This is a genomic window from Duganella sp. Dugasp78 (assembly GCF_059491455.1).
In genome coordinates, this window is sequence record NZ_CP168506.1 from 2,248,854 (window position 1) to 2,267,913 (window position 19,060).

General features: G+C 69.3%; 15 protein-coding genes. 9 read left to right on the top strand and 6 right to left on the bottom strand.

All coding sequences use genetic code 11. The features are described 5' to 3' along the window. Window positions 1-76: 76 nt before the first annotated feature. Entirely contained in the window at window positions 77-2,923 is a 2,847-nt protein-coding gene (uvrA, locus tag ACEN9O_RS10035; RefSeq protein ID WP_495617410.1) for an excinuclease ABC subunit UvrA, read from the bottom strand. A 232-nt stretch (window positions 2,924-3,155) separates the two neighbouring features. Between uvrA and ssb the strand changes: the two genes are divergently transcribed. The 3 genes from ssb to ACEN9O_RS10050 all read left to right on the top strand — a co-directional run bounded on the left by ssb (window position 3,156) and on the right by ACEN9O_RS10050 (window position 4,879). Next, window positions 3,156-3,659 carry a single-stranded DNA-binding protein gene (gene ssb / locus ACEN9O_RS10040; RefSeq protein ID WP_020703740.1) on the top strand — a complete coding sequence of 168 codons (504 nt, stop codon included), beginning with the start codon at window positions 3,156-3,158 and terminating at the stop codon, window positions 3,657-3,659. A 196-nt stretch (window positions 3,660-3,855) separates the two neighbouring features. After that, window positions 3,856-4,125, top strand: coding sequence for a hypothetical protein (locus tag ACEN9O_RS10045; protein WP_495617411.1), 270 nt, complete (start codon window positions 3,856-3,858; stop codon window positions 4,123-4,125). A gap of 100 nt (window positions 4,126-4,225) precedes the next feature. Next, complete coding sequence (locus ACEN9O_RS10050; protein ID WP_495617412.1) at window positions 4,226-4,879, top strand: substrate-binding periplasmic protein; 654 nt, start codon at window positions 4,226-4,228, stop codon at window positions 4,877-4,879. 55 nt (window positions 4,880-4,934) lie between these two features. Here the strand turns inward: ACEN9O_RS10050 and ACEN9O_RS10055 are convergent, their stop codons facing one another. The 3 genes from ACEN9O_RS10055 to ACEN9O_RS10065 all read right to left on the bottom strand — a co-directional run bounded on the left by ACEN9O_RS10055 (window position 4,935) and on the right by ACEN9O_RS10065 (window position 7,241). Beyond that, window positions 4,935-5,150 (bottom strand): DUF2783 domain-containing protein, encoded by a 216-nt coding sequence (locus tag ACEN9O_RS10055; protein WP_495617413.1) that lies wholly within the window; start codon window positions 5,148-5,150, stop codon window positions 4,935-4,937. An 8-nt stretch (window positions 5,151-5,158) separates the two neighbouring features. Continuing rightward, on the bottom strand, window positions 5,159-6,166 hold the full coding sequence (locus ACEN9O_RS10060; protein ID WP_495617414.1) for an SLAC1 anion channel family protein: 1,008 nt from the start codon (window positions 6,164-6,166) through the stop codon (window positions 5,159-5,161). Between the two features lie 100 nt (window positions 6,167-6,266). Continuing rightward, window positions 6,267-7,241 carry a GlxA family transcriptional regulator gene (locus ACEN9O_RS10065; RefSeq protein WP_495617415.1) on the bottom strand — a complete coding sequence of 325 codons (975 nt, stop codon included), beginning with the start codon at window positions 7,239-7,241 and terminating at the stop codon, window positions 6,267-6,269. A gap of 213 nt (window positions 7,242-7,454) precedes the next feature. Between ACEN9O_RS10065 and ACEN9O_RS10070 the strand changes: the two genes are divergently transcribed. Beyond that, window positions 7,455-9,506 carry an ATP-binding protein gene (locus ACEN9O_RS10070; RefSeq protein ID WP_495617416.1) on the top strand — a complete coding sequence of 684 codons (2,052 nt, stop codon included), beginning with the start codon at window positions 7,455-7,457 and terminating at the stop codon, window positions 9,504-9,506. Then, the gene (locus ACEN9O_RS10075) at window positions 9,503-10,285 is read left to right on the top strand and encodes a substrate-binding periplasmic protein (RefSeq protein WP_495617417.1); all 783 of its coding nucleotides are present in this window, start codon (window positions 9,503-9,505) and stop codon (window positions 10,283-10,285) included. The genes ACEN9O_RS10070 and ACEN9O_RS10075 overlap by 4 nt, the downstream gene beginning before the upstream one ends. 53 nt (window positions 10,286-10,338) lie before the next feature. Here the strand turns inward: ACEN9O_RS10075 and ACEN9O_RS10080 are convergent, their stop codons facing one another. Beyond that, window positions 10,339-10,929 carry a hypothetical protein gene (locus tag ACEN9O_RS10080; RefSeq protein ID WP_495617418.1) on the bottom strand — a complete coding sequence of 197 codons (591 nt, stop codon included), beginning with the start codon at window positions 10,927-10,929 and terminating at the stop codon, window positions 10,339-10,341. 88 nt (window positions 10,930-11,017) lie between these two features. After that, window positions 11,018-12,967 (bottom strand): phosphatase PAP2 family protein, encoded by a 1,950-nt coding sequence (locus tag ACEN9O_RS10085; RefSeq protein WP_495617419.1) that lies wholly within the window; start codon window positions 12,965-12,967, stop codon window positions 11,018-11,020. Between the two features lie 103 nt (window positions 12,968-13,070). Here ACEN9O_RS10085 and ACEN9O_RS10090 point away from each other — a divergent pair, with 103 nt between their 5' ends. From ACEN9O_RS10090 to ACEN9O_RS10105, 4 genes are all read left to right on the top strand, one after another. After that, window positions 13,071-13,415 carry a hypothetical protein gene (locus tag ACEN9O_RS10090; protein ID WP_495617420.1) on the top strand — a complete coding sequence of 115 codons (345 nt, stop codon included), beginning with the start codon at window positions 13,071-13,073 and terminating at the stop codon, window positions 13,413-13,415. A gap of 76 nt (window positions 13,416-13,491) precedes the next feature. Then, window positions 13,492-14,724, top strand: coding sequence for a TolC family protein (locus ACEN9O_RS10095; protein WP_495617421.1), 1,233 nt, complete (start codon window positions 13,492-13,494; stop codon window positions 14,722-14,724). After that, window positions 14,717-15,904 carry an efflux RND transporter periplasmic adaptor subunit gene (locus ACEN9O_RS10100; RefSeq protein WP_495617422.1) on the top strand — a complete coding sequence of 396 codons (1,188 nt, stop codon included), beginning with the start codon at window positions 14,717-14,719 and terminating at the stop codon, window positions 15,902-15,904. Before ACEN9O_RS10095 ends, ACEN9O_RS10100 begins: the two co-directional genes overlap by 8 nt. Before the next feature lie 13 nt (window positions 15,905-15,917). Next, window positions 15,918-19,046, top strand: coding sequence for a CusA/CzcA family heavy metal efflux RND transporter (locus ACEN9O_RS10105; RefSeq protein ID WP_495618453.1), 3,129 nt, complete (start codon window positions 15,918-15,920; stop codon window positions 19,044-19,046). The last annotated feature ends 14 nt before the right edge of the window (window positions 19,047-19,060 follow it).

The following is a 19,060-nucleotide window of genomic DNA, read 5'->3' on the forward strand; positions in this document are numbered from 1 at the left end:
CCGCACTGCGGCAGGCAGGGGTCGTACCCCGTACGGGGTACGACCCCGGTGTCCGGGTTGCGGGGTTGCGTCTACCTTACTTCAGCAGCGGCACCAGGTACTTGCCGGTCACACTGGCCGGGTTGGCGGCCACCTCTTCCGGCGTGCCGGCGGCGATGATCTTGCCGCCGCCCGCGCCGCCTTCCGGCCCCAGGTCGACGATCCAGTCGGCCGTCTTGATCACATCCAGATTGTGCTCGATGATGACCAGCGTGTTGCCCTGGTCGCGCAGGCGGTGGATCACCTTCAGCAGCAGGTCGATATCGTGGAAGTGCAGGCCGGTGGTCGGCTCGTCCAGGATGTACAAGGTGCGGCCGGTGTCGCGCTTGGACAGCTCCAGCGACAGCTTGACGCGCTGCGCCTCGCCGCCCGACAGCGTGGTGGCGCTCTGCCCCAGCTTGATGTAACCGAGGCCCACGTCCAGCAGCGTATGCAGCTTGCGCGCAATCAGCGGCACCGGCTTGAAGAACTCGTGCGCGTCTTCCACCGTCATGTCGAGGATCTCGGTGATGTTCTTGCCCTTGTAGTGCACTTCCAGCGTTTCGCGGTTGTAGCGCTTGCCGTGGCAGACATCGCACGGCACGTACACGTCCGGCAGGAAGTGCATCTCGACCTTGATCACGCCGTCGCCCTGGCAGGCTTCGCAGCGGCCGCCCTTGACGTTGAACGAGAAGCGCCCGGCGCTGTAGCCGCGTTCCTTGGCGGTCGGCACGGTCGCGAACAAGTCGCGGATCGGCGTGAACAGGCCGGTGTAGGTGGCGGGGTTGGAGCGCGGCGTGCGGCCGATCGGCGCCTGGTCGACGGCGATCACCTTGTCGAAGTGCTCCAGGCCGCTGATGGAATCGTGCGGCGATGGCTCGGTCTGCGAACCGTACAGATGGCGCGACAGGGCCGGGTACAGCGTGTCGTTGATCAACGAGGACTTGCCGGAACCGGAGACGCCGGTCACGCAGGTCATCAGGCCGACCGGCAGGTGCAGGTTGACCTTCTTCAGGTTGTTGCCGGTGGCGCCGGTGATCACCAGCTGCTTGTCCGGGTCGGCCACGTGGCGCTTCTTCGGCACGGCGATCTTCAGCGTGCCTTTCAGGTACTGGGCCGTCAGCGAATTCTTGTTCTTCAGGATGTCGGTCAGCGTGCCCTGGGCGATGATGTCGCCGCCGTGCACGCCGGCGCCCTTGCCCATGTCGACGATGTAGTCGGCGGTGCGGATCGCGTCCTCGTCGTGCTCCACCACCAGCACGCTGTTGCCGATGTCGCGCAGGTGCTTGAGGGTTTCGATCAGGCGGTCGTTGTCGCGCTGGTGCAGGCCGATCGACGGCTCGTCGAGCACGTACATCACGCCGGTCAGGCCGGAGCCGATCTGCGAGGCCAGGCGGATGCGCTGCGCCTCGCCGCCGGACAAGGTGTCGGCGCTGCGGTCCAGCGACAGGTAGTCGAGGCCGACGTTGTTGAGGAACTGCAGGCGCGAGATGATCTCCTTGACCACGCGGTCGGCGATCTCTTTTTTCGCGCCCTTCAGTTTCAGCTGCTCGAAGAAGGACAGCGTGTCGCGCAAAGGCTTCTCGGCGATCTCGTAGATGGCCTTCTCCTGCTTGCCGGTGCCGACCTTGACGTAGCGCGCTTCCACGCGCAGGCGCGCGCCCTCGCACGACGGGCACTTCTTCTCGTTGATGAACTTGGCCAGCTCCTCCTTCACCGCCATCGAATCGGTCTCGCGGTAGCGGCGCGCCAGGTTGGTGACCACGCCTTCGAAGGCGTGCTCCTTGACCACGGTGCGGCCGCGCTCATTGACGTAGGTGAACGGGATGTTGGTCTTGCCCGAGCCGTGCAGGATCACTTCCTGCGCGGTCTTCGGCAGCTGCTCGTACGGCAGGTCGAGGTCGAACTCGTAGTAGGCCGCCAGGTTGGACAGCATCTGGAAGTAGAACTGGTTGCGGCGGTCCCAGCCCTTGACCGCGCCGGAGGCCAGCGACAAGTTCGGGAAGGCGACGATGCGCTTGGGATCGAAGAACTCGATGTGACCGAGGCCGTCGCATTCCGGGCAGGCGCCCATCGGGTTGTTGAACGAGAACAGGCGCGGTTCCAGCTCCTGCAGCGAATAGCCGCACTCGTTGCAGGCGAACTTGCTGGAGAAGACGTGCTCAGCGCCTCCATCCATCTCGAGCGCCACCGCGCGGCCGTCGGCCAGGCGCAGCGCGGTCTCGAAGCTTTCGGCCAGGCGCTGCTTGATGTCGGCGCTGACCTTGACGCGGTCGATCACCACGTCGATGGTGTGCTTCTCGGTTTTCTTCAGCTTGGGCAGGTCGTCCACTTCGTAGATCTTGGCCTCGTGGGTGCCGCTCTGCACGCGGAAGCGCACGAAGCCCTGGGCCTGCATCTGCTCGAACAGGTCGGTGTGCTCGCCCTTGCGGTTGGCCACCACCGGTGCCAGGATCATCAGCTTGGTCGCTTCCGGCATGGCCAGCACGGCGTCGACCATCTGCGACACGGTCTGCGCGGCCAGCGCGTGGTCCGGGTGGTTGATGCAGTACGGCGTGCCGACGCGCGCGTACAGCAGGCGCAGGTAGTCGTGGATCTCGGTCACGGTGCCGACCGTCGAACGCGGGTTGTGCGAGGTGGCTTTTTGCTCGATCGAGATGGCCGGCGACAGGCCCTCGATCAGGTCGACGTCGGGCTTTTCCATCAGTTGCAGGAACTGGCGGGCGTAGGCCGACAGCGATTCCACATAGCGGCGCTGGCCCTCGGCGTACAGCGTATCGAACGCCAGCGAGGACTTACCGGAGCCGGACAAGCCGGTAATCACGATGAGCTTGTTGCGTGGCAGGTCGAGGTTGATGTTCTTGAGGTTGTGCGTGCGTGCGCCGCGGATGCGGATCTGTTCCATGGATTTTTTGCCTTTCGGGTCAACCCGCTACTATAGCTGGGTTTGAATATGTGCGCCGACCTTGCGCCAGATCGAACTTGGGCGTCGCGGCACTGTATATAATACCAGTATTTTCTTGAGGGGTTGCAACGCAAATTTTGGCGGGTGGGTGGCCCGTTCGACTATAATCGCTGTTTGCGCATCACATAAACAGCCCGCTTGAGGCGGCCGCCGTTACTCAGGAGTTTCATACATGGCATCAGTCAACAAAGTCATCATCGTCGGCAATCTGGGTCGCGATCCGGAAATTCGCTACATGCCTAGCGGTGACGCGATCGCCAACATTGCTGTGGCGACATCGTACAAATCGAAGGACCGCAACACCGGCGAGCAGAAAGAGCTCACCGAATGGCACCGTATCTCGTTCTTCGGCCGTCTGGCTGAAATCGTTGGTCAGTATCTGAAAAAAGGTTCGTCGGTCTACGTCGAAGGCCGCCTGCAGACCCGCAAGTACACCGATAAGGACGGCGTAGAGAAATACGCGACCGACATCATCGCCGAGCAGATGCAAATGCTGGGTGGCCGTCAAGGCATGGGCGGCGACGCCGGCATGGACGACGGCGGCGGCTACGAAGCCCCACCGCAGCGCCAGGCCCCGGCACCACGCCCGCAGATGGCGCCACCGGCCCCAGCCCCGCGCCCGGCGCCACGCCCAGCGCCGAACTTCTCGGATATGGATGACGACATCCCGTTCTGATGTCAAGTGAGTCAGAAATATATGCAGTAATTTAGAGCCCGCATTTTTTGCGGGCTTTTTTTCTGGCAGGCGAAGTACTGGCGGTTTTTCGACCTTGAGGTGTGTGCGGCGTCCCTTTTGTTGGCGGCTTCTATATTTCCTCCACAATTGATGCAGATAATGGGCCTGTCTTCCACCCGATACCGAAAGGACCATCATGTTTCGCCTCGCCACCATCGCCTTGCTGTTCGCCGCCGCCAGCGTCCACGCGCAACAGCAGCCCGCTCCGCAGGGCCCGCAGCAGGAGCACCGCGGCCCGCCGCATGAAGCCTTCGACGCCTGCAAGGGCAAGAAGGAGGGGGACGCCGCGCAAATGAAGACGCCGCGTGGCGAGCAGATGGCGGGCACCTGCCGCATGGTGCTGGTGCCGAGCCGCCCTCAGGGCGAAAAGACGCCGTCGTGCGACCAGCGTCCGCCGGCCAAATAAGGCCCGCGCGGCGCCGCGATGCGGAGCGCCAGATGAAATGTCTGTAGAATGAGCTGATCTATTCATTGGCCAGTTCTCAACGTATTCAAGTGGCGTGACGATGCGCGGAAACCTCCCATTGACGGCCTGCCTGCTGGGCGCGGCCCTGTCCGCACCGGCGGCCGAACTGGTCGTGATGGTGGACAGCACAGCCAATATGCCGATGGCCCTGGTTGAAAACGGCCGCCTGGTCGACGGCGTCCACAAGGAGATCGGCGAGATCCTGGCGCGCCACATGGGGCGCCAGGTGCGCTTTGCGATGCTGCCCCGCAAGCGCCTCGAGCATGCGCTGCAAAACGGCGAGGCCGACCTCCTGTGCGCCTACATGCCGGAATGGTTGACCGGCGATTATCTGTGGAGCCGGCCCGTCTTCACCACGGAGGAAGTGCTGGTGACGGACAGGCGCGGTCCGCCAGTCCATGCGATCGCGGAGCTGCGCGGCAAGCCGGTCGGTACCATCCTGGGCTATCTCCATCCCGAAATGGACGCGCTATTGGGCCAGGATTTTGTACGCGACAATGCGCCCAATATGGAAACCAATATGGAGAAGCTGGTGCGCGGCCGGGTGCAGCACATCCTGATCACCCGCGTCGTGCTGGATTACTACCAGCGCATCCGCCGCTCTCCGTCATGTCCTTCGCCACGCGCTGCGCGGTGTCGCGCAAGGGCCACGTGGCGCTGGAGGAAATCGACCAGGCCATCGGCCAAGCGCTGAAGGACGGCAGCCTCATCAACATGCTCACGCACTTCCGCTAGCGCCGGATGGCGGCTCAGCGCGGCAGCGTCCTCTCGACATGCACCCGCGCCAGCGCGAACGCCTGCCGCAGCACCGCCAGGTCGCCGATGTGATTGGACAGCAGCAGGATCAGCTGATCGCTCAGCATCTTGCTCTGGTGCTCGTCCAGGTCCTGGTGCGAATCGCTGAGCATCGCGTAAAAATCATCGTAGTCGTCCAGGTTCTGGCCGAGGTTGAGTGGCAGGTCCATGCTCGCTCCTAGGCGGTCAGCAGGCGGCCGGCGGCCAGGCCCCACAGCGTGCGGACCGCCAGCACCAGCACCGCGGCCGTCAGCAGCAAAAGCAGGCCCGCGGCGATCCATTGCAGCCCGGCGCCGCCGACCGCGTTCGAGTACATCAGCGCGGCGTTGGACAACGCCGCCATCGGGAAGCCGATCGCCCACCACGCCGGCGAGAACGGCGCCGGCTTCACGGCCAGGCGATACGCGATGATCGCGAACAGGAACAGCCCGAAGTAGAACAGCAGCGCGGCGAACATGTCCACCTGGTGCACCAGGTTCACGTAGGCGATGAAGCCGACCGCGAACGGCGCCACCAGGATCATCTTGGACGGCCGCATGGGCGCGGCCAGCGGCTCCTGGTGCACCAGCCGCGAGAAGATCAGCACGAAGAACACCAGCGCGCTGACCGCGCCGATGGCGGCCGCCAGCAGGTTCACCTCGTGCGTCCACTCCGCCGTCAGGGCGCCGCCCGTCACCACGATGTCGAGGCTGCCGACGCCGGCGATCAGCCAGGCCGGCACAACGCTGGTGGGGGCGGCGTTGCCGTTGAGCAGACGGGAGATCATGAGCACGCTCAGCGCCAGCGTGGCGACCGTGCCGATGCTCCACACCACCAGCTGGGCCGCCGCGCTGTAGCCGCCGATCACGCTCGACAGCAGCAGCACGCTGATGCCCACGGTGCCGAAGAAGCTACCGATCACCGGGTGCGAGAACTCATGCCTCACCAGCTCGGGATGCCGCAGCAGCTTGCCCAGGTAGGACAGGGCCAGCACCACGAACAGCGCCAGCGCGGCGATGCCGATCGCGTTCGACACCGCGAGGCTGGCGCCGTAGGTCTTGCTGGCCAGGCGCCAGGCCAGCGCCAGGCCGGCCACGCTCATCACCGAGCCGAACAGGCTGACGGGCAGGTAGCGCACCGACGGCATGGCGCGCGCGGCGGCGGCGGGTGGCGTCGGGGGCGCTGGGTGTATTCGGGCGGGTTCCATCATGGCTCCAGTGGGTTGTTTGCGTGAGGCCATTCTGCCCCGGCGCCGCCCGCCCGTGCGCGGCCTGACCCAAAAGCCATGCCGGATGTCCCCAAATCCGCTAAACGTCCCGCCCGTGGTCGCCGGCGCGGAAGCGTTCGCGGTACTCCTTGGGCGTGGTGCCCAGCTGGCGCGAGAAGATCATGCGCATCTGGGTGGCGTTGCTGAAGCCGCAGCGGAAGGCCACCGTCTTGAGCGGCACGTCGGTCTCCTCCAGCAGCTTGCGGGCGAAATCGATGCGCACCTGGTCGACAAACACCGACGGCGTCACATGCGCGTGCCTGGCGAAGGCGCGCGAGAAGGTGCGCCGGCTCACGCCCACCGCGTCGGCGATCTCCTCGATGGTCAGGGCGTCGCTGATGTGGTCGGTCACATGCTTGAGCACCTTGGCCACCAGCGAGTCCTCGTCCGGGCCGACCGCCAGATACGGGCTGTACTGCGACTGCCCGCCGTCGCGGCGGATGTAGACGATCAGGCGCTTGGCCACCTTCATGGCCAGCTCGTGGCCCCAGTCCTCGGCGATCAGGGCCAGGCACAGGTCGATGCCGGCGGCCACGCCGCCGCAGGTGAACAGGTTGCCGTCGCGCACGAAGATCTTGTCGGGCCGCACATTCGCGCCGGGGAACTGGGTGGACAGCCGCTCGGCGTGGTCCCAGTGGGTGGTGATTTCGCGGCCCGCGAGCAGGTCGGCGTGCCCCAGCAGGAACACGCCGTTGCACACCGCGCCGTAGCGGCGGGCGCCGCGCGCGCGCAGCCGCAGCCAGTCGACCAGGGCCGGCTCCGGCCGGTAGTCCGGGAAGCGCGGGCCGCCGGCCACCAGCAGCAGGTCGCTGTCGTCATGGAAATTCAGATAGTCGCAGTGGACCTTGAACTCGATGCCGCTGGAGCAGACCACGCTGTCCGCACGGCCGCCGACCAGGGTGATCTCGTAGCGCTGCGCCGCGGGCAGGAAGCTGTTCGCCTCGGCAAACACGTCCAGCGGCCCCGCCACGTCCAGCGCCTGCACCCCATCCAGTACCACCAAGGTTAGCTTCACCGCATCCCGCCTGTTCAAATCCGTCCATGATAAGCCATGCGGCGCGGCAGCAGGCGGGCGGCCGGCTTCACCGGGGGCTCCCGCGCCCGGGCGTCCCTGATAATATGTCGACACCAGCGCGGCCACGTTTTTGCAACAACCGCGCGGCCGGCTGTTCAGCTAAAAGCCACTTCGTGTAATACTGGACCGACACCTGAGAACGAGGGCAGTGCCATGTCTGCATCAGAAATACGATCCCATGCCGCGCCCGCCCACGAAGTGGCCGAGGCGGAGCAGCAGCTGCACATCCTGCGCGCCTGCCTGATGGTGCGGGAGATGCCGGAGCACGCCCGTACCCTGCAGCAGCTGGCCGGCCGCCGCCTGAACGGCTCGCAGGCGCTGGAGCTGGCGGCCTTCCAGCTGCTGGCGCGGGCCGCCGACGCCGCGGTCGCGGCCGACGCGCTGCTGCTGCCGGCCAGGAATCTGCAACTGCAGGCGCAAACCGAACAGCACCCGCTGGCCCAGGCCGCCGCGCTGCGCGCGCTGCACTGGGTGCAGGCGCGCCTGCGCCTGCACCATGCCGCGCTCGACAGCCTGGCCACGGCCGCCGAGCTGTACGCGCGCTGCGGCCTGCAGCGGCTGGCCACGCAGATGCGGGCCAGCCGCTGCCGCGTCATGCTGGGCGCGGAGATGCATCTGGAGTTGCTGCAGTTCTGCGCCGGCATGCTGGCCGAGCCCGGCGAGCTGGCGCCGGCCATCCACGTCATGCTGCTCGACAGCGCGGCCTCGGGCGCTTACTACCTGGCGCTGGAGGAGCCCGACGAGGACGCCGCCGCGCCGCTGTGGCGCGACTGCCTGGCGCGGCGCGAGCTGGTGTTGCGCCGCACCCGCGAGTTCGGCCTCGACGCGCAGGAATGCCTGGCGCTGCTCAACCTGGCCGTGGCCTGCGCCAGCTGCGAGCAGGCCGGCGCCAGCCGCGACTACATGGCCCAGCTGCGCGCCAAGTTCGGCCGCGACGGCTACTGGACCCCGTGGCTGCAGCTGTGCACCCTGCTGGCGGACTGCGCCGACGGCGCCGACGGCGTGCGCGCGCGCGCCTGGCCGGCGCTGCTGGCCTACGACGCCGGCCTGGACGACGAGACCGCGCCGGGCACGCGCCTGCGCGAGATCACGCTGTGCGCGATCCGCCGCTACGGCCGCCGCTGGGGCCGGCCGGAGGCGGCGCTGCAGGCCACCATCGCCCAGCTGGGGCTGGAGCGGCGCCACAAGCGCGCGCTGGCGACCTCGCTGGGCGAGACGCTGAGCGCGGTGATGGAGCGGCCGCAACTGCTGCACCAGAACGCCCTGCTGGCGCAGCACGGCACGGTGCTGGAGAACTCGCTGGTGCAGCGCCACCAGGAGCTGGGCGAGGCGCTGGCGACGCTGCAGCGCGAGGTGGCGGTGCGCCAGGCCGCCGAGGCGGCGCTGCAGGCCGCGCACGACCGGCTGGAGCAGCAGGTGCGCGAGCGCACGGACGCGCTGGGCCAGGCGATGCGCGCGCTGATGCAGCAGGAAAAGCAGCTGGGCATGTCGCGCATGGTGGTCGGCATGGCGCACGAGCTCAACACGCCGCTGGGCAACGCGCGGGTGGCGGCCAGCGCCATCACGGCCCAGGCCGAGGATCTGCGGCGCGGCCTGGACGCCGGCGCGCTGCGCCGCAGCGAGGTGGCCGCCCTGCTCGACAGCGTCACCGAGGGCGGCGCGCTGGTGGACCGCGCGCTGGCCCAGATCAAGCGCCTGGTCGAGCGCTTCAAGGGCTTGTCCGGCCAGGCGACCCAGGAGCCGGCCAGCCGCTTCGACCTGGCCGAGCGGCTGCGCTTGTGCGCCGGCGCCTGGGCGCCCGGGCTGCAGGCGCGCGCCGTCACCCTGACGCTGACGCTGCCGGACCAGCTGTGGCTGCACGGCTATCCGGGCGCCTGCCAGCAGGTGTTCCAGCACCTGCTGGACAACTGCCTGCTGCACGCCTTCGCCGGGCGCGGCGGCGCCATCGTGGTCGAGGCGCGCGCCGACGGCGAGGCCATCGTCATCGACTGGCGCGACGACGGCTGCGGCATCGCGCCGGCACACCTGGCGCAGGTGTTCGAGCCGTTCTATACCACCCAGCTGGGCCTGACCGGCGCCGGGCTTGGCCTGGCCAGCGTGCACAGCATGGTGGTCAGCCTGATGCGCGGCCAGGTCACGCTCGACAGCGCGCCGCAGCGCGGCACGCGGGTGTCGCTGCGCCTGCCGCGCGAGGTGGCGCCATGAGGCGGCCGCGGGACTGGCGGTCGGCCTGGCGGCCGAGCTGGCGCGCGCTGCCGCGGCTGGCCCTGCTGCTGGCCTTGTGGCCGGCGTTGCCGGCGCGCGCCGCGGCGCCGGCGCCGCTGCGGCTGGTGGCGGCCGACCTGCCGCCGTATGCGATCGCGGCCGGCGGCGACAGCCCCGGCTCGCTGGTGGAGATCGCCCAGGAGCTGGCGCGCCGCGTGGGCACGCCGGCCACCATGGAGTTCTACCCGTGGCAGCGGGCGCTGGCGCTGACCGCCGTGCTGCCGCACACCGCCGTGCTGCCGCTGACCCGCACGCCGGAGCGCGAGCCGCACTACCGCTGGCTGGTGCGCTTGCGGCTGCAGAACTTCGTGTTTGTCGCGCGCCACGGCAGCGTCGACCTGCGCGACCTGGCGGGGCTGGCGCGGCGCCATGTGGTGGTGTTGCGCGGCTCGCCGCACAAGCAGGCGCTGCTGGCGATGCATTTCAGCTCGGTCGCCGAGTGCGCCAACGTCCGCGAGTGCATGCGCATGGTCAGCAAGGGCGTGGCCGACGCCACCTATGGCGGCGAGGACATCCACCGCTATGCCGCCAATGTGGACGGCCACCGCGAGGCCGACTTCGATTTCAGCGCCATCGTCCGCAGCGGCGACATCTGGCTGGGCGGCTCGCTGGACTTCAGCGAGGACGAGGCCCGCAAGTGGCGCGCCGCGCACGAGGCCATGCGCGCCGACGGCACGCTGGCGCGCATCCAGCGCAAGTACGGCATGACCGGCAACTGAGGCGGCAACTGAGGCGGCCCGGCCTGTCCGGCCTGTGTTCCGCTTATTTCGGCTTATTTCGGCTTGGTCCGGCGCGCCTGGATTTCCTTGAGCAGCTTGAGTTCCTTGTCGCTGGCCTTGTCCAGCAGCGCCGCGTGCTTCCGGCCCAGCTCGGCGTAACCGGCCACCTCGGGCGGCAGCGGCGTGTCCGGGTGCAGCTTGTAGGCGATCCACGCCGACAGCAGGCACAGCGCCAGCGTGCCGGCCACGTAGGCGGCCAGCCACAGGCCGGTCTGGCCGCGCGCCCGGTGCAGCGCCTGGCACACCTGGTCGGCCTCGCGGGTGGCGGCCCGCATCTGGCCGATCAGGCCGGCCACGGCGGCGTCGGCCGCCTCGGTGGCGGCGCGCGCGGCCTCGCGCCCGGTGGCCTCCAGCTGCGCCGCGGCCTGGGCCTCGATCCGCACCGCCTCGGCGATGCGGTCGTCAATCTGGTTGAGGCTGATATGCGCCATGCGCACCAGCTTGTCGCAGCCGGCGATTTGCTTGGAAAAATTCTGCAGGTCGGCATGAAAACGGTCGACCAGCACGCCGTGGGCGTCGACCTTGTCGTTGAGCGTGTTGAAGAAATCGCCTTGCGATGCCGCCGGCTGCTCGTCTGGATTCATGCGCTGCGCCTCTCGATAACGGGAAGCCCTATTGTAGTTTCAAGCGGCGGCCTTGTGGGAGCCGCCGCCGTGAAACCCGGCCGCCCGCTCAGCCGCCGATGGTCAGCGTCAGCGCGGTGGCGCCGTAGTTGGGCGTGACGCTGGCGTAGCCGTCGACCACGATGGCGGCGTAGCGGCCCATCAGGCGGCCGGCCGTCAGCACGGTGAGCACCTCGCCGGCCTTGGGCTGGTAGCCGCCGACGAACTTGACGTGCAGCGTGCCGCCGCCGATGGTGGCGTTGCCGGCCACCGCCAGGCTGCCCCGGGCGCCGCCGCCCAGGTCCAGCTCCAGCGTGGTGGCGCCGGCCAGCTGGGTGTACTGGCCGGCCAGCTTGAGCGCGGCCGGGGCGTTGGCAATCAGGGTGCCGCCGCTGACGTAGACATCGCCGCTGCCGAAGGCGCTGGCGCTGTCGCCCTCGAGCGCGCCGGCGGCCAGCTCGGTGCCGCCGGACCAGCTGTTGTTGCCGGCCAGCCTGAGCGTGCCGCTGCCCTGCTTGACCAGCTTGCCCGTGCCGGCGATGTCGTTGCGCCAGCGGTCGGCCGCGTTAAAGCCGCCCCTGGCCGCGTCCATCACCAGCACCACGTTGCCCTTGAAGGCGCCGTAGCCGTCGGCTGCCGCGAACAGGTTCAGCCGGCCCCAGCCCTCGGGGTCGTCCATCACCGGGTAGCCGGAGGCCAGCGCGGTGGTCTTGAGCACCACGCGGCGCTGGGCCTCGCTCAGGTAGGGCAGGCGGGTTTCCAGCAGCACCTCGGCGCCCTTGGGCACCACGGCCGGCGCGCCCACGGCGCCGATCGCCGGCATGCCGTAGGTGCTGCGGCGCAGGTAGTTGGCGCGGTTGAGGGCGTAGTCGGCGAAGCGGTCGCCGCTGGCCGCGCCCGATTGCGCGTAGGCGGCGAAGCTGTCGGGCGTGGTCGCGGTGGCGGCCATCAGCGTGGCGTGGGCCTGGGCCACGGCCGCGCTCTTCTTGGCGGCGTTGGCCGGGTCGGCCAGGTTGGCGGCCACCACGGCGGTGGCGTGGATGCGGCCGCTCAGCACGTCCAGCGGCGAATGCATGCCGGCCCAGATGCGTGCCTCGCCCAGCTCGAGGCCGCGGCTGAGCAGCTCCTGGTAGCGCTCCGGCAGCGCGTAGGCCATCGCCAGCGTGTCGCGCACCGCCTCGGCCGAGTGGCCGCTGGTGAAGCCGCCGTCGGTGGTCGGGGTGGCGCTCTTGGCCGGCACCAGCGCCGGCAGCACCTGCACCGCGCTGCTCCAGCGGTAGGGGCGGGCGTATTTGTAGAAGCGCTTGGCCGGCTCGGTCGAGCCGTTGGTGCCGACCAGGTTGACGAAGTCCACCACCGCGCCGAAGCCGGGGTTGGCGCTGCCGCCGACGCCGGTGTTGTTGCCGCCGTCGTTGTACAACTTGCTGGTGGCGTCGTCGGCGATGGCGGTGATGGTGGTGCTCTGCTGGGCGGCGGCGCGCCAGGCCGCGGTCAGCGGGCCCATGCCGTCGGACACGCTGTAGCCCTTGTTGCGGCGGTCGTCCAGGTAGGCCTGCAGCGCCTGTGCCGGGGTGCGGTTGGCGGTGGCCTGCACCACGTAGTCGATATTGGCTGCGTGCACGGCGGCGTTGACGATGGTGCCGCCGTTGCTGCCGTCGTTGGGCAGGCCGGTCCAGGTCGAGGGCACCACGGCCGGGAAGCCGGCCGCGGCGTCGGCGCTGACGCCGGCGTCGACGATCTCGGTGAGCGGCTTCCACACCTGCAGGAAGCCGCCCAGCACGCGCACGCCGGCGTTGGTGGCCAGGGTGGCGTAGCGGGCGTCGCCGCGCTGGTTGCTGGCGGCGGTGTCGACAAAGGCGGTGGCGTCCGGCACCGGCGCCACCTCGGCCGCGCCCTGGTCGGCCGGCGCCGGCGGGATCACCAGCACCTGGTCTTCGGAGCTGGAACCGCAGGCGGAGAGGGCGAGGGCGATGCTGACGGCAAGCAGCAGGGGACGGGCGGGGACTGAATGCATGGTCATTCCTGGGATGGTGTGAAGGAGGCCGTAGTGTAGTGACGTCGTATGACATGGTTGTTACACAAGGCCGACGCCGGAGAAATACGCGCGCTGATACAATGGCCGCGTGAAAAAAATCCTGCTCATCCTGCTGCTGACCATCCTGCCCGTCCAGTATTCCTGGTCGATGGCGGCGGTGTATTGCCAGCATGAGCCGGCCAAGGTGTCGCACTTCGGCCACCACGGCCATCAGCACCAGGCGCAGGCCGACGACGGCGCCGGCCAGGGCAAGCCGGCCAAGGTCCACAGCGACTGCGAGGTGTGCCACCACGCGCTGCAGGCCTCGGTGCCGGGCGGCGTCGCGCTGGCGATGGCCGCCACCGTGGACGGCCACGCGCCGCCTTTGCCGTTCCAATACCTGTCCCATATCGCCGACGGGCCCGCGCGGCCCAATTGGCTGCTCGTCGCCTAGCGCGACGAGGCCCTCGCCCCTTTCTGTAGACGCCTGAGTCTCGTCGAATTCCTGTTCCTATCGTCTGGAGAATTCGATGTTCAAGTATCTGTTGCCGCTCGTCGTAGCGGCGTGGCCTGCCTGTGCGCGGGCCGAAATCGAGCCGTCCGCGCCGCTGACGCTCAAGGCCGCGCTCACGCTGGCCCTGGCCGGCGGCGCCAACGCGGAACTGGCGGCCGCCCGCCATGAACTGGGCGCGGTTGACGGCGCTGTGCTGCAGGCCGGCCTGCAGCTCAATCCCACGCTGTCGGTCGAGCGCCTCGACACGCGGCGTGACAGGCGTGAAACCACCTTCCAACTGAGCCAGCCGCTGGAGCTGGGCGGCAAGCGCGCCGCCCGCGTGCAGGCGGCCGAGCGTGGCCGCGACAGCGCCGTGGCCGGACTGGCGCTGCGCGAAGCGGAGATCCGCGCCGGCGTGATCGACGCCTGGTTCGCCGTACTGGCCGCGCAGGAGCATGTGCGCCTGGCGCAGCAGGCGGCCGAGCTGGCGCAGCGCGCGGCCGGCGCCACAGCGCGCCGCGTGGTGGCCGGCAAGGTGTCGCCGGTGGAGGAGACGCGCGCCCGCGTGGCCGCGTCGTCGGTGCAGCTGGAGCTGATCCGCGCCGGCGGCGTGCTGGCCGTCGCGCGCCAGCGGCTGGCGGCCATGTGGGGCAATCCGGCGCCGCGTTTCGAGCGGGCCGACGGCGCCATCGAGGCGCTGCCGGAGCTGGCACCGGCCGAGGCCATGCGCGGCCGGCTGCAGCGCGCGCCGGCGCCGGCGCTGGCGCTGGCCCGCTCGGAGCTGGCGCGGCGCCGGGCCCTGGCGCAGGTGGAGCTCAGCAAGCGCACGCCGGACCTGACCTTCAACGTCGGCGGCAGGCGCTCGGAGGAGCTGGGGCGCACGCAGGCGGTGTTCGGCATCTCGGTGCCGCTGCCGCTGTTCGACCGCAACCAGGGGAGCGTGCTGGAGTCGGCGCGCCGCGTCGACCAGGCGCGCGACGAGCTGGCCGCCACCGCGCTGCGGCTGGAGACGGAACTGGCGCAGGCGCGCGCCGAGTTCGACGTCGCCCGCCAGCACGCGCTGGCTCTGCGCGACGACATCGTGCCCGGCGCGCAGAGCGCCTACGACGCCGCCAGCACCGGCTTCGAATACGGCAAGTTCGGCTTCCTCGACGTGCTGGACGCGCAGCGCACCTTGCTGCAGGCGCAAAGCCAATATCTGAACGCCCTGGCGGACGCGCACCGCGCGCTGGCCGCCATCGACCGCATCCTCGGAGAAGAACATGAATAAGACGCAGAAAATCACCATCGCCGTCATGGCGCTTATCGGACTGTTGCTGGCGGCCCTGATGCTGATGCCCAGGCGCGGCGCCGGCCCGGCGGAGCAGGCGGCGCCTGAGCATGGCGGGCACGCGGACGCGCAGCCGGAACAGGTCGCGCTGGACGATGCGCAGGCCAAGGCTGCCGGCGTGACGCTGGCCGTGGCGGCGCCGGCCAGGATCGGCGCCGCCATCACGCTGCCGGGCGAGATCCGCTTCAACGAGGACCGCACCGCGCACGTCGTGCCCAAGCTGGCCGGCGTGGTCACCAGTGTGCGCGCGGAGCTGGGGCAGAACGTCCGGCAGGGACAGGTGCTGGCGGTGATCGCCAGCAGCGCCCTGTCCGAGCAGCGCAGCGAGCTGCTGTCGGCGGAGCGGCGGCTGGCGCTGGCCGGCACCACCTTCGAGCGCGAACGCCGCCTGTGGCAGGACAAGATCTCCGCCGAGCAGGACTACCTGCAAGCCAGGCAGGCGCTGAGCGAAGCGGAGATCGCGGTGCGCAACGCGCACCAGAAGCTCAGCGCCATCGGCGCCGGCGCAGCGGCGGGGGCGGGGGCCGGCGCGGACCTGAACCGCCTGGAACTGCGGGCGCCGTTCGACGGCGTGGTGATGGAGAAGCATCTGGCGCTGGGCGAGGCGGTGAAGGAGGATGCCGCCGTCTTCACCATCTCCGACCTGTCCGCGGTGTGGGCGGAAATCGCCGTGCCGCCACGCGACCTGGCGTCGGTGCGCGTGGGCGAGACGGTGATGGTCAAGGCCTCCGCCTTCGACGCCCAGGCCAGCGGCAAGATCACCTACGTCGGCTCGCTGCTGGGCGAGCAGACCCGCACAGCCAAGGCCCGCGTGGCGCTGGCCAATCCCGAGCGCGCCTGGCGCCCCGGCCTGTTTGTCAGCGTCGACGTGCTGTCCGGCCAGTCCGCCGACGCCGCCGTCACCGTGATGGCTGACGCGGTTCAAACGGTTGACGACAAGCCGGTGGTGTTTGTCCAGGTGGCGGGCGGCTTCCGCGCGCAGCCGGTGGCGCTTGGCCGCAGCGACGGCCAGCGCACCGAGATCCTCGAGGGCCTGTCGGCCGGCGCGCGGTATGCGGCGGCGGGCAGCTTCGTGCTCAAGGCGGAACTGGGCAAGGACGGCGCCGAACATGCGCACTGAAACGGAGGACACCATGTTTGAACGCATCATCCGATACGCCATCGCCCAGCGCTGGCTGGTGCTGCTGGCGGTGGCCGGCATGGCCGCACTCGGCGTCTACAACTACCAGCAGCTGCCGATCGACGCCGTGCCCGACATCACCAATGTGCAGGTGCAGGTCAACACCCAGGCGCCCGGCTACTCGCCGCTGGAGACCGAGCAGCGCGTCACCTTTCCGATCGAGACGCTGATGGCCGGCCTGCCCGGGCTGGAGCAGACACGCTCGCTGTCGCGCTACGGGCTATCGCAGATCACCGTCATCTTCAAGGACGGCACCGACATCTTCTTCGCGCGGCAGATGGTGGGCGAGCGCATACAGGAAGCGCGCGCGCAGCTGCCGGCGGGCGTCGCGCCGGCCATGGGCCCTGTGTCGACGGGCCTCGGCGAAATCTACCTGTGGACGGTGGAGGCCAGGCCGGGCGCGAAGAAGGCCGACGGCTCGCCCTACACGCCGACCGACCTGCGCGAGATCGAGGACTGGATCATCAAGCCGCAGCTGCGCAACGTGCCCGGCGTGACGGAGATTAACGCCATCGGCGGCTACGCCAAGGAGTACCAGGTGGCGCCCGATCCGCAGCGGCTGGCCTCCCACGGCCTGACCCTGCGCGACGTGGTGGCGGCGCTCGACCGCAACAACGGCAACGCCAGCGCCGGCTACATCGAGCGGCGCGGCGAACAGCTGCTGGTGCGCGCGCCGGGACAGGTGCGCTCGCTCGACGACCTGCGCGACATCATCCTCGCCAACGTGGACGGCGTGCCGCTGCGCGTGCGCGACGTGGCGCAGGTGGGCCTGGGCCGCGAACTGCGCACCGGCGCCGCCACCGAGAACGGCCGCGAGGTGGTGCTGGGCACCGTCTTCATGCTGATCGGCCAGAACAGCCGCGCGGTGTCGCAGGCGGTGGACCGCAAGATGGTCGACATCAACCGCAGCCTGCCGGCCGGCGTGCAGGCCGTCACCGTGTACGACCGCACCACGCTGGTGGACAGGGCGATCGACACGGTGAAGAAGAACCTGCTGGAAGGCGCGGTGCTGGTGATCGTGGTGCTGTTCCTCTTCCTCGGTAACATCCGCGCGGCGGTGATCACGGCGCTGGTGATCCCGCTGGCGATGCTGTTCACCTTCACCGGCATGGTGACGTACAAGGTCAGCGCCAACCTGCTCAGCCTGGGCGCGCTGGACTTCGGCATCATCGTCGATGGCGCGGTGGTCATCGTCGAGAACTGCGTGCGGCGGCTGGCGCACGCGCAGGCGCGCCACGGCCGCGTGCTGACGCGCGCGGAGCGCCATGAGGCAGTGTTCGCCGCCGCGCGCGAGGCCCGCAGGCCGCTGCTGTTCGGACAGCTGATCATCATGGTGGTCTACCTGCCGATCTTCGCGCTGACCGGCGTGGAAGGCCGCATGTTCCATCCGATGGCGCTGACGGTGGTGATGGCGCTGGTAGGTGCGATGCTGTTGTCGGTTACCTTCATTCCCGCCGCCGTGGCGCTGTTCATCGGCGACAGCGTGGCCGGGAAGGAGCACCGGCGGATCGGTGCGTGGTACGCGGCGGTGCTGGAGCGCGCACTGGCCAACACGCCGGTGGTACTGACGTTTGCCGGCATCGCGGTGGCCTTGTCGGTGCTGCTGGCCACGCGCATGGGCAGCGAGTTCGTGCCCAGCCTGAACGAGGGCGACATCGCGATCCAGGCGCTGCGCATCCCCGGCACCAGCCTGACGCAATCGGTGGCGATGCAGCAGCAGGTGGAGCTGGCGCTGAAGCGGCAGTTCCCGGAGATCGAGCGCATCTTTGCGCGCACCGGCACGGCCGAAATCGCGTCGGACCCGATGCCGCCCAACGTCTCGGACGGTTACATCATGCTCAAGCCGGAGTCGCAGTGGCCGGCGCCGAAGAAGTCGCATGATCAGTTGCGGGTGGCGATACAGCAGGCGGCGGAGCGCTTGCCGGGCAATGCCTTCGAGTTCTCGCAGCCCATCCAGTTGCGCTTCAACGAGCTGATTTCGGGCGTGCGCAGCGATGTCGCGGTCAAGCTGTTCGGCGACGACATGGCGGTGCTGGGCGAGACCGCCGCGCGCATCGCCGCCGTGCTGGGCAAGGTGGACGGCGCGACCGAGGTCAAGATCGAGCAGGCCGGCGGCCTGCCGGTGCTGACGGTGGAGATCGACCGCGGCAAGACGGCGCGCTACGGCCTGAATGTGGGCGACGTGCAGGAGACCGTCGCCACCGCCATCGGCGGCAGGGAAGCCGGCACGATGTTCGAGGGCGACCGCCGCTTCGACATCGTGGTGCGGCTGCCCGATGCGCTGCGCGGCGACCTGGATGCGATGCGGCGCCTGCCGGTGCCGCTGCCTCGCGCAGGCGGTGAGGCGGGCGGCGCCAACTTCATCCCGCTGGGCGAGGTGGCGAACTTCGCCATCGCGCCAGGGCCGAACCAGATCAGCCGCGAGGACGGCAAGCGGCGGGTGGTCATCAGCGCCAATGTGCGCGGGCGGGATATCGGTTCGTTTGTCGCGGAGGCTGAAGAGCGCCTGCAACAGGTGCGGGTCCCTGCCGGCTACTGGACCAGTTGGGGCGGACAGTTCGAGCAGCTGCAGTCGGCGTCGCGGCGCTTGCAGGTCGTGGTGCCGGTGGCGCTGCTGCTGGTGATGGTGCTGCTGTTCGCGATGTTCGGCAATCTGAAGGACGGGCTGCTGGTGTTCAGCGGCATACCGTTCGCGCTGACCGGCGGCGTCGCGGCGCTGGCCTTGCGCGGCATACCGTTGTCGATATCGGCGGCGGTGGGCTTCATCGCGCTGTCGGGCGTGGCGGTGCTCAATGGCCTGGTGCTGATCTCCTTCATCCGCAGCCTGCGCGAAGAAGGGCGCACGGTGGAGCAGGCGATCCGCGAGGGTTCGCTGGGCCGTCTGCGGCCGGTGCTGATGACGGCCCTGGTGGCATCGCTGGGCTTCATCCCGATGGCGATCGCCACCGGCACCGGCGCCGAAGTCCAGCGGCCGCTGGCGACGGTGGTCATCGGCGGCATCCTGTCGTCCACCGCGCTGACGCTGCTGGTGCTGCCGCTGCTGTACCGGCTGGCGTATTGGCGAGAACTCCGCAGCCGATAAGACCCGGCTGCGGT

What these genes read in the sequence shown, in the direction of transcription:
- uvrA (WP_495617410.1), bottom strand. Translation starts at nt 2,923, where the DNA reads ATGGAACAGATCCGCATCCGCGGCGCACGCACGCACAACCTCAAGAAC.
- ssb (WP_020703740.1), top strand. Translation starts at nt 3,156, where the DNA reads ATGGCATCAGTCAACAAAGTCATCATCGTCGGCAATCTGGGTCGCGAT.
- ACEN9O_RS10045 (WP_495617411.1), top strand. Translation starts at nt 3,856, where the DNA reads ATGTTTCGCCTCGCCACCATCGCCTTGCTGTTCGCCGCCGCCAGCGTC.
- ACEN9O_RS10050 (WP_495617412.1), top strand. Translation starts at nt 4,226, where the DNA reads ATGCGCGGAAACCTCCCATTGACGGCCTGCCTGCTGGGCGCGGCCCTG.
- ACEN9O_RS10055 (WP_495617413.1), bottom strand. Translation starts at nt 5,150, where the DNA reads ATGGACCTGCCACTCAACCTCGGCCAGAACCTGGACGACTACGATGAT.
- ACEN9O_RS10060 (WP_495617414.1), bottom strand. Translation starts at nt 6,166, where the DNA reads ATGGAACCCGCCCGAATACACCCAGCGCCCCCGACGCCACCCGCCGCC.
- ACEN9O_RS10070 (WP_495617416.1), top strand. Translation starts at nt 7,455, where the DNA reads ATGTCTGCATCAGAAATACGATCCCATGCCGCGCCCGCCCACGAAGTG.
- ACEN9O_RS10075 (WP_495617417.1), top strand. Translation starts at nt 9,503, where the DNA reads ATGAGGCGGCCGCGGGACTGGCGGTCGGCCTGGCGGCCGAGCTGGCGC.
- ACEN9O_RS10080 (WP_495617418.1), bottom strand. Translation starts at nt 10,929, where the DNA reads ATGAATCCAGACGAGCAGCCGGCGGCATCGCAAGGCGATTTCTTCAAC.
- ACEN9O_RS10085 (WP_495617419.1), bottom strand. Translation starts at nt 12,967, where the DNA reads ATGACCATGCATTCAGTCCCCGCCCGTCCCCTGCTGCTTGCCGTCAGC.
- ACEN9O_RS10095 (WP_495617421.1), top strand. Translation starts at nt 13,492, where the DNA reads ATGTTCAAGTATCTGTTGCCGCTCGTCGTAGCGGCGTGGCCTGCCTGT.
- ACEN9O_RS10100 (WP_495617422.1), top strand. Translation starts at nt 14,717, where the DNA reads ATGAATAAGACGCAGAAAATCACCATCGCCGTCATGGCGCTTATCGGA.
- ACEN9O_RS10105 (WP_495618453.1), top strand. Translation starts at nt 15,918, where the DNA reads ATGTTTGAACGCATCATCCGATACGCCATCGCCCAGCGCTGGCTGGTG.